This window comes from Nitrosomonas sp., from assembly GCF_043753625.1.
Classification (GTDB): domain Bacteria; phylum Pseudomonadota; class Gammaproteobacteria; order Burkholderiales; family Nitrosomonadaceae; genus Nitrosomonas.
This window is the reverse complement of sequence record NZ_JAYUWI010000141.1, coordinates 1-9,354: the sequence shown is the minus strand read 5'-3', so window position 1 is coordinate 9,354 and position 9,354 is coordinate 1. Positions and strand designations below refer to the sequence as shown.

Sequence of the window (9,354 nt, the reverse complement as noted above, 5' to 3'; positions counted from 1 at the left end):
ATAAAATTATCAATTAATGGTTTTTGGTTAGCGACTTGTTTATAAATGATAACTTGTGTTTATTTACAGTGACCAACAATTAACGATGACATAGCCTTAATATAAGTACAGAATATTTGTAATGACGAAATTTTTATTTGATCTTTTCCCGGTTATTTTATTTTTCTTGGCTTTTAAGCTGTATGATATTTTTGTTGCTACTGCTGTTGCCATAGTGGCAGCGATTGTGCAGATTGGCTGGCTTTGGTTTCGCCGTCGTCAAGTGGATAAAATGATGTGGATAAATCTGGCTATTATCGTAATTTTTGGTGGTGCTACATTAGTATCCCAAGATGAAACATTTATTAAATGGAAACCGACAGTACTGTATTGGTTAATTGCAGCTGTTTTGCTGGTATCGAATCTAATTTTCAGAAGAAACTTGATTCAGGCAATGCTGGAAAAACAGATTGTTGTACCATTGTTTGTTTGGAACAGACTCAATCTAAGTTGGGTCGGTTTTTTTCTAGCAATGGGCTGTATTAATCTTTATGTTGCATTCAGTTTTTCGGTAGATACATGGGTTACATTCAAATTATTTGGTGCTACAGGATTAATGCTTGTTTTTATAATAGTGCAAATGATGATGCTTGGGAAATATCTGAAGGATATGCCGCCAGTAGTAGTTGAAAATATAACTGTCAATGAGCAAGATAATCTGGAAAAAATAGAAAATAAAGCGAATAAAGAGAGATGATGCTGTACGTCATAAATGGTGAGGATATACCGAATAGCCTGGAAAAAAGAATGGCGGTGCGTCCAGAACACTTAAAAAGAATTCAAGCATTGCAGGAGGGGGGACGGCTAATTCTGGCAGGCCCCTATCCGTCTATCGATAGCCAAGACCCGGGGCCAGCAGGTTTCTCAGGCAGTCTGATTGTGGCAGAGTTTGAATCCCTGGAGGCAGCACAGGTTTGGGCGGATGCAGATCCTTATGTTAGCTCAGGCGTTTATCGGAAAGTGACCGTTAAACCTTTTAAAAAGGTATTGCCTGCATAGGACGATTGTAATTGTACTTCTCTCAATAGTTTCAAGCTGTTTCAATGTAAATGGTGGTATGTAAAGATTCACGTCTATTCAGTTAAGGCGTATACTTTCTTTCGGCATATATTCTGGCGAATATAAATTTTATCCAAATCTCAAAAAGGAAATTCCATGCGTTTGACGAAATTTTCACAAGTAATGGTAGTTAGTATTCTGGGCTTGGTTGCCCTATCAGCTCAAGCTCAGTCGACAGGCGTTGTGGCTAAAGTGAATGGTGTGGCGATCCCGCAATCGCGCCTGGAATTGATGGTGAAAGCGAATGTTGCGCAGGGCCAGCCAGATGGTCCGGAAATGAGGAAGGCTTTGCGTGAAAATCTAATCGCAGAAGAGATTCTCGCGCAAGAAGCGACCAAAAAGAAACTGGATAAGGATCCAGAAGTGATTGCGCAACTTGAATTATCTCGCCAAGCAGTGCTAGTCAGAGCATTTCAAGCGGATTACATAAAGAGTAATGCAGTTAATGACAATACTTTGCGTAAAGAATATGAAGTTCTGAAAGTGCAGATGGGTGATAAAGAATATAAAGCGCGGCATATTCTAGTGGAAAGCGAAAGTGTAGCCCGGGATATTATTGCTAGTCTCAAGAAAGGCGCTAATTTTGCCAAAATCTCTGAGGAAAAATCTATAGATGATGGCAGTAAGGAAAATGGCGGTGAACTTAACTGGAGTCCACCAGCAGCTTATGTCAGACCTTTTTCTGAAGCGCTGGTGAAATTATCGAAAGGTGGATTGACAGAACAACCCGTGCAGACTTCTTTTGGATGGCATGTAATCCAATTGATGGATATACGTCCAATGGAAGTCCCTTCGTTTGAAGAAGTAAAACAGAATATACAGCAACGGGTATTGCAACGTGAATTCGCGACGGTTGTGCAAGATTTACGCAGCAAAGCAAAGGTAGAATAACTTCCTATCATTCTACGTTTATACCCGGTTAGATCGGATTGTAGAATTTTGTTCTATTCTGAAACAATCCTTTCTACTCGTGGTGCTAGTGCACAAAGTAGCTCATAGCTGGTTGTTTCAGCGTTTTGAGCTACTTCATCAACAGATATTTCCTCGCCCCAGAGAATGACCGGGCTATTTAGTCCTGTGTTTTTAATGCCCGTCAAGTCCACAGCGAGCATGTCCATCGATACTCGACCCAGTAATCGGCTACGTTGATTATTTACCAATGCTGGTGTATTGGTCGGTGCGTGACGTGGGTACCCATCGGCATAGCCGCATGCGACGATACCGATGCGCATTGGATGATCAGCCTGGAAAAGACCGTGATAACCGACTCTGTCTCCGGTTTTTAAGTCATGTACTGCAATGATTTTACTTGAAAATGTCATAACTGGTTGCAGATTAAGTTCTAATGCCGTTTTGTCCGGGAATGGCGAAGCACCGTACAGCATGATACCGGGGCGAACCCAGTCGAAATGGGTTTCAGGGTAGCGGATGATCGCTGCTGAATTTGCGAGTGAGCGCGGATAACTGTACCCTTTAGTAACTGCCTCAAAGCATTTCAATTGCTGTGTCACACTTTCTTCCTCCGCAGGGTCATCAGCACAGGCAAAATGTGTCATCAATGTGATTCGATTTGTATACTGATTCCCGGTCAGCTTCTTGATTGTCCGTGGAAGTTGTTCAAGCGCTAATCCCAAACGATTCATGCCAGTATTGATTTTTATGAATAAATCCAGTTTGTGATATTTAGAATCTGACAACATAGCAATTTGCTCAGGATGGTGAATAACAGCACTGAGCTGGTACTGCTCAAATAGCGCCAATTCTTCTGTAGAGAAGAAGCCCTCTAGAAGTAGGATAGGCTGTCGATAACCGGCGTCGCGTAAACATATTGCAGCATCTAATTCTAGGAGTGCAAATCCATCGACATTCTTTAGCGCGCCGGCAGTTTGGAGTAATCCATGGCCATAGGCATTTGCCTTAAGAACTGCCATGATCCGTGCGTGTGGAGCATATTGACGTACTATAGCCAAGTTATGTGTTAAAGCGGAAAGATTTATATAAGCTTGGGTAGGACGTGACATTAATTTTATGTTCAGAGTAAGCGGATACGAGTATGATTCGCAGGTTTTTTATAATAATCTAAATTTGGTGTAGTGATTCAGTTTTTATGTGGTGATAGTTTAATTATCCAGTCGGCATGATATGCTAATCTCGCATCCGCATTCGAGTTATTGGTTAATGGAAATTCATATCAATAATTTTTGCCTATGTGACTGAAAAAAAGAATGACTTAGTAACTGGTGGTTTTAGAAAAATAAACTTACAAGGAAATAGATTGGAACGCGGTTTTTACACCATTATGGCGGCGCAATTTTTCTCTTCATTGGCAGATAATGCATTGCTGGTTGTGGCGATTGCATTATTGATTGACTTGCATGCACCCGCCTATTTAACACCTATGCTGAAATTTGTTTTTGTGCTGTTCTACGTCATTCTAGCTCCTTTTGTCGGTGCATTTGCAGATTCTATGCCAAAAGGGCGAGTCATGTTTATCAGCAATACCATTAAAATTATAGGCTGCGGATTATTATTTATCGCCGCGCATCAATATTCTGCTATGGCTGCCTATGCGGTTGTAGGTTTAGGTGCAGCAGCCTATTCACCAGCAAAATATGGCATCTTGACGGAATTATTGCCGCCGGAAAAACTGGTGATCGCGAATGGATGGATTGAAGGATTGACGGTGGCATCCATCGTATTAGGTACAGTAATGGGCGGTATTCTGATTACGCCGGCTGTTGCAAATGTATTAATGGAATTCGATTTTCCTGTTATTGAAACAGGCATTGATAGTGCACTAGAAAGCAGTATTTTTTTGATAGCCATCATTTATGCTGTTGCAGCGCTATTTAATCTGTACATTCCAAATACAGGCGTTGATCACCGTATTCCGAAGAAGAATCCATTTTATCTGATTCATGAGTTTACCCATTGTATAAAGCTGCTATGGACTGACAAACTTGGACAAATATCGCTTGCAGTGACAACGTTGTTCTGGGGAGCGGGTGCAACGCTACAGTTCATAGTATTGAAATGGGCGGAAGTAGCACTGAACTACCCCCTCAACCAAGCCGCGCAACTTCAGGGTGTGGTTGCTGTGGGAATAGCTGTTGGCGCAATTATGGCGGCTCGATGGATTTCATTGAGGCATTCAGTAAAAGTGATTCCACTGGGCATTGCGATGGGTATAGTTGTGATGGCTATGATTCTAGTAAAAGATTTGTGGATCGCAATTGTTTTGCTGATGTTGATTGGCGGATTAGCTGGATTCTTCGTTGTGCCAATGAATGCTTTGTTGCAACACCGCGGACATATCTTGATGGGGGCCGGACATTCCATCGCAGTACAGAATTTTAATGAGAATTTAAGTATTCTGACGATGTTGTCATTGTATGCCGTGCTGATATTACTGGAAGTGCATATCTATACGGTTATCGTCGCTTTTGGATTATTTGTATCGGTTATGATGGCTTTGATCAGAAAATGGCATCTGCTCAATCAAAGTAAAGAAGATTCACTGCATTTGATCGGTGCAAGGAAGACACATTAATTATTGAATCAGCCATTAAATAGTGTGTTTCTCAAGCTTAGAAAGACCGGGATTAAGCATTCGTATTAAATCTTTTAATGGCTGGATCAACTTGCGATTCCCCATAGTCTTGCCACGGGGTTGTTTATTATGCCAAAACCATACTGTACATAGTTGTTAGAGATCAGTCCATGTCCGTTTCGATCAAGGAAAAACGCCGTCAACTGATTGAACGTTATCAGCAATGTACTCCGGCGGAGCAGGCCGCAGTTAATTTATTGGCAGTAGCTTGGAGTGGACTCAGCAAATCGCAGATCACAACACTATTGCGCAAGATTCTGGGCGCTGATGAAGCAGCTAAAATCAAGCTGGAGTTGCTGCAGCGCAGCGGCCTGATCGAAGTCAATAGATCATTGTGGAGTAGTCAATGTCTAAGGTGTAACAGGCTCATCGTCGAATCGGTGACGCGCGAACTTGTCGTGAACGGAACTTTCGAACACTATGTCGAACTGGTGCGCCTCGCCGCGCCTTTGCAAGCGGCCTATCAGAAAACTGCCAAGGACGACTTTCAGTTTCGCAGCGATGACGAACTGATCCGGGAAGTGCGCATCGGTATTTACCGGGCGGACGAGCTTTACATTGAGCACTTATTCGCAATGCTGGAACGGCTGAAGTATTCCTACTGGAATGGCCTTCCACAACGCTGGCCCGACCCCGTGCCGATTTATGCGATGGTTTGCGACAATCCTTTCGAGCGTGAATGGTTCGTGCGCTTGCCTGCAAAAATCAGAGAACCGGCTCTGCCGTTAATCCTGTTGCAGCAGGCGGGAAGCTGGAGATTAGAGGCAGAGGCCTTCGATCTGTTACGTGAAGCGTGCGAGGGATCAACTGCCCCCGAAGATTGGCAATTTTGCATGGCGCTGATCTCGATTTTAAGAGGTGAGATGCAAGCTGCACAGGCCGCGCTGTCCCGTTGCCAGGCCGACTACCGGGAGCGTGCCTGCTGCGGATTACTCTTTCTGCTGAAAGGAGATCAAGACAATGCCTTGCAATGTTATCGGGAAGGATTGAGCCTATTACGCAAGGAGCAAGGCAGGCGTAAGGTATTCTTTCCGGGCGTTTTGGGATTTTTCTTTGTGTTGGGTCTGTTTCAGCGCAACCAAACAGGCGATATGGAGGAAGCCAAGAAACTTCTGGAGATGATTCCAGAAGATCATCCTTTTGGTTCCGTGTTCCATCTGTTGGGGTTCGTTCCGGCGCTGGAACGGAATCAATCCGGCGCTCTAGCCCAATTGAATGCGCTTCTGGCGCAGGTCTCTAGAACCGGTTTTATGAGCCCTTGGAATTTCTGGGTTGCCTTGTGGCTGCTGCATCAATATGAATCGGCTGCACAATTAACCCACTACCTGTTGCAGGCAAAAGCTTATCAGCAACAGGCTGCCGATTGCGGATATGGATGGCTGGCGGCAGAGCTGGCGGCGCTAATCGCGCGGATCGCCCCGAAGCAGACTGACATGAGAAGAACGGCCGATGCTTTCGAGCGTGCCGAGGATACCAAGCTTCTGGTCAGGCGTAGCCAGTACCAGGAGCCTTGGGAGCGTGCCCTGAACGCCATCAAGAATACCGTGGTGCGCGGTGCGGCTGCAGGTAAGGACGAAACAGCCGAATATCGTCTGGCTTGGTTGCTGTCACGTGAACGCGCCTATCTGGGCTTCGCGTTGGAGGCGCGAGAACAGAAACGCAATGCCAGCGGCGGCTGGAATAAAGGCAAGGCACTCTCAATGAAGAAGATTTCCGAGATGACGGAATCGGCGTCCTATTTTTCCGCGCAGGATCGCCGTGTGGCCGCGCATATCGCTCCAGACCGCTTCACTGGCGGCTATTCCTTGTCCAGCCGCGGTTGGCTGGCGCTGGCGGGCGCATCCACCGTGTCCTGGAAGGACAGCGGCGTTGCCGTGGAAATGGTCGCCGCTGAGCCGGAACTACGAGTCAATAAAAAGGGCAATGGCAAGCAGGTAAAAATAGAATTCTGGCCGCTGTGCGATGAAGAGGAAAGTATCGTGCTAGCCGAAGATGGGCTGACACGCATCAAGATCGTCGAACTTAAGCCGGAGCACCATCGCCTCGCGCAAATTATTGGCAAGGGAATCATGGTTCCGGCTTCTGCCCAGGAGCGCATTCTGGCCAGTCTAAGCTCGGTATCCACCCTGGTGACTATCCATTCAGACATTGGTGGCGGGGAACTTGCCGCCGCCGAGATAGTTGAGGCGAATGCACATCCCCATGTACAACTGATTCCAGAAGGCGAAGGGCTACGCGCCGCCATCCTGATCCGTCCCTTTGGAGACCAGGGTCCTTATTACATCCCCGGTTCCGGCGGTACCAGCTTGATCGCGGAAATCGGCGGTAGACGCCTGCAAACCCAGCGCGATCTCAAGCTTGAGCGGAAACTGGCGAACGAACTCATTGCACTTTGCCCCAGTCTCGGCAATCAAGCGCAAGAAGTGATAGCTTTTCAATGGTTGTTAGTTGATGCCGAAAGTAGTCTTGAGTTTTTGCTGGAGCTGCAGGAAGCGGGTGACAAGGCCCAAATTGAATGGCCGCAAGGCGAGAAACTCAAACTGTTGGGACAGGCCGGATTGAATCAGCTTAGCATCAAAATCAAGCAGCAGCGTGACTGGTTCAGCGTCAGCGGCGAGCTCAAACTGGATGATGGTCAGGTGTTGAACATGCAGCGCCTGCTGGAATTAACGGAAGGTACCCGAAGCAAATTCATCCGCCTCGATGAAGGCCGCTTCCTGGCCCTGACTGAAGCGTTCAAGAAGCGTCTGGACGATTTGCGTGCTTATTCAGAAAAACACGGTAAGGATCAGCGTCTCCATGCGTTGGCGTTGCCGGTCATGGATGAAATTGCCGAAGAAGTGGGCGAGTTCCAAGGGGATTCCGCTTGGCAGGCGCAATTGGAGCGGCTGCATCAGGCAGAACAAGTCCAGCCGAAGCTCCCGTCTACTCTGCAGGCGGAGCTGCGAGATTATCAGCGCGCCGGTTTCGAATGGCTGTTTAGGCTGTCAGCCTGGGGCGTGGGGGCTTGTCTTGCCGATGACATGGGTTTGGGGAAGACCCTGCAAGCTTTGGCCGTGATCCTGAGCCGGGCCGGTGAGGGACCAACTCTGGTGGTTGCGCCGACCTCGGTTTGCATGAACTGGCAGAGCGAGATCCAACGTTTCGCGCCGACTCTCAACGTTCATATCCTGGGCGGGGGTGATCGGCAAGCCCTGATCGAGGGTTTACGTCCGATGGATCTTTTAATTTGCAGTTATGCCTTATTGCAGCAGGAATCTGTCGGCAAGTTTCTGGCCGTACCGACCTGGCAAACTATTGTGCTGGACGAAGCTCAACTCATCAAGAACCCGGCGACCAAGCGTTCCCAGCAAGCCATGGCCTTGCAAGGCCGGTTCAAGATCATCACCACCGGCACGCCGGTAGAAAACCATCTGGGTGAACTTTGGAATCTATTCCGATTCATCAATCCCGGCCTGCTCGGTTCTCTGGAAAGCTTCAACCGCCGCTTTGCCGGGCCCATTGAGCGCAATCAGGATCGCGAGGCGCGCCAGCGGCTAAAACGTATGATCCAGCCTTTCATCCTGCGACGAATTAAGTCCCAAGTTCTGGACGAACTGCCGCCGCGCACCGACATCGAGCTGCAAGTGGAACTGAGCGAGCAGGAAACCGTATTCTACGAGGCCTTGCGCCGCAAGCTGTTGAACGAACTGAACGAGACCCAGGGACCTGAGGAAAATAAACGTTTCAAGGTATTGGCCGCGATCACTAAGCTGCGCCGGGCTTGTTGCAATGTGCAACTGGTAGCGCCGGATCTGGGTCTTTCCAGCAGCAAGCTGGCGTTGTTCGGCGAAGTGTTGCATGAGCTTCTGGACAATCGCCACAAAACTTTGGTATTCAGCCAATTCGTCGACCACCTCAGCCTTATTCGCAGCTATCTGGACGAAAAAGGCATCGCCTATCAATATTTGGACGGCCAAACTCCGCCGGCGGAACGCAAGAAGCGGGTGGATGCATTTCAAGCCGGACAGGGTGATATCTTTCTCATCAGCCTAAAAGCCGGCGGTGTTGGCCTGAACTTAACGGCAGCGGATTATGTCATCCACATGGACCCCTGGTGGAATCCGGCTGTCGAAGATCAAGCCTCCGACCGCGCTCACCGCATCGGCCAGCAGCGCCCTGTTACCGTGTACCGGCTGGTAACGAAAAACACCATCGAGGAACAAATCGTCTCGCTGCACAGGCACAAGCGAGATTTGGCCGACAGCGTCTTGGAAGGCGGCGAAATCAGCGGCAAGATCAACGCCCAGGAATTGCTGAACTTGATTCAGAAAAGCAGCTGAAATTCCTGCTCTTCTCAGCCTTCTCAAGAAGGACTTCATGGCTCAAGGACGCCCTCACGAAACTTTTCACTGGGTGGGGCGGTTTGAGAAATGTAACAACGCTACCATGCGAGTTATCTGGGGTGGTATAAAATGATTGCCCGTCTCGGTCGGAACGTTACACCAACCCTTTGTTTCCTAATGTCACTTGGAAAAACAAGACAACTTCAACATTTAATTACTACATAGAGCTTACTAAAAAAGTATAACTAACTGTTTTAATTTAATAGTATTTAATATTTTGGTAAAATGGTGCACATAAATATGTGAATTAACACCAAAAAC

6 protein-coding genes and 1 pseudogene are annotated in these 9,354 nt (G+C 47.3%); 6 read left to right on the top strand and 1 reads right to left on the bottom strand.

The features are described 5' to 3' along the window. Positions 1 to 121 precede the first annotated feature (121 nt). From ACH10T_RS12075 to ACH10T_RS12065, 3 genes are all read left to right on the top strand, one after another. Positions 122 to 736, top strand: coding sequence for a septation protein A (locus ACH10T_RS12075; protein ID WP_394809516.1), 615 nt, complete (start codon positions 122 to 124; stop codon positions 734 to 736). Next, positions 736 to 1,038 (top strand): YciI family protein, encoded by a 303-nt coding sequence (locus tag ACH10T_RS12070; protein ID WP_394809515.1) that lies wholly within the window; start codon positions 736 to 738, stop codon positions 1,036 to 1,038. The genes ACH10T_RS12075 and ACH10T_RS12070 overlap by 1 nt, the downstream gene beginning before the upstream one ends. A gap of 156 nt (positions 1,039 to 1,194) precedes the next feature. Beyond that, positions 1,195 to 1,989 carry a peptidylprolyl isomerase gene (locus ACH10T_RS12065; protein WP_394809514.1) on the top strand — a complete coding sequence of 265 codons (795 nt, stop codon included), beginning with the start codon at positions 1,195 to 1,197 and terminating at the stop codon, positions 1,987 to 1,989. Between the two features lie 53 nt (positions 1,990 to 2,042). Here ACH10T_RS12065 and alr read toward each other — a convergent pair whose 3' ends face one another. Next, the gene (alr, locus tag ACH10T_RS12060; RefSeq protein WP_394809513.1) at positions 2,043 to 3,119 is read right to left on the bottom strand and encodes an alanine racemase; all 1,077 of its coding nucleotides are present in this window, start codon (positions 3,117 to 3,119) and stop codon (positions 2,043 to 2,045) included. A gap of 254 nt (positions 3,120 to 3,373) precedes the next feature. On the opposite strand from alr, the gene lplT reads away from it, so the two are divergent. The 3 genes and pseudogenes from lplT to ACH10T_RS12045 form a co-directional block, all read left to right on the top strand. After that, positions 3,374 to 4,648: a lysophospholipid transporter LplT gene (gene lplT, locus ACH10T_RS12055; RefSeq protein WP_394809512.1), complete on the top strand. Its 1,275-nt coding sequence runs from the start codon at positions 3,374 to 3,376 to the stop codon at positions 4,646 to 4,648. A 2,879-nt stretch (positions 4,649 to 7,527) separates the two neighbouring features. Next, a complete protein-coding gene (locus tag ACH10T_RS12050; protein ID WP_394809517.1) occupies positions 7,528 to 9,030 on the top strand; it encodes a DEAD/DEAH box helicase in 1,503 nt (500 codons plus the stop codon). A 99-nt stretch (positions 9,031 to 9,129) separates the two neighbouring features. Beyond that, positions 9,130 to 9,258: pseudogene (locus tag ACH10T_RS12045) on the top strand (IS1595 family transposase); the annotation flags it as partial. Positions 9,259 to 9,354 lie beyond the last annotated feature (96 nt).

Coding starts and splice junctions, on each gene's coding strand:
- ACH10T_RS12075 (WP_394809516.1), top strand. CDS start 122: ATGACGAAATTTTTATTTGATCTTTTCCCGGTTATTTTATTTTTCTTG.
- ACH10T_RS12050 (WP_394809517.1), top strand. CDS start 7,528: ATGGATGAAATTGCCGAAGAAGTGGGCGAGTTCCAAGGGGATTCCGCT.
- alr (WP_394809513.1), bottom strand. CDS start 3,119: ATGTCACGTCCTACCCAAGCTTATATAAATCTTTCCGCTTTAACACAT.
- ACH10T_RS12065 (WP_394809514.1), top strand. CDS start 1,195: ATGCGTTTGACGAAATTTTCACAAGTAATGGTAGTTAGTATTCTGGGC.
- ACH10T_RS12070 (WP_394809515.1), top strand. CDS start 736: ATGCTGTACGTCATAAATGGTGAGGATATACCGAATAGCCTGGAAAAA.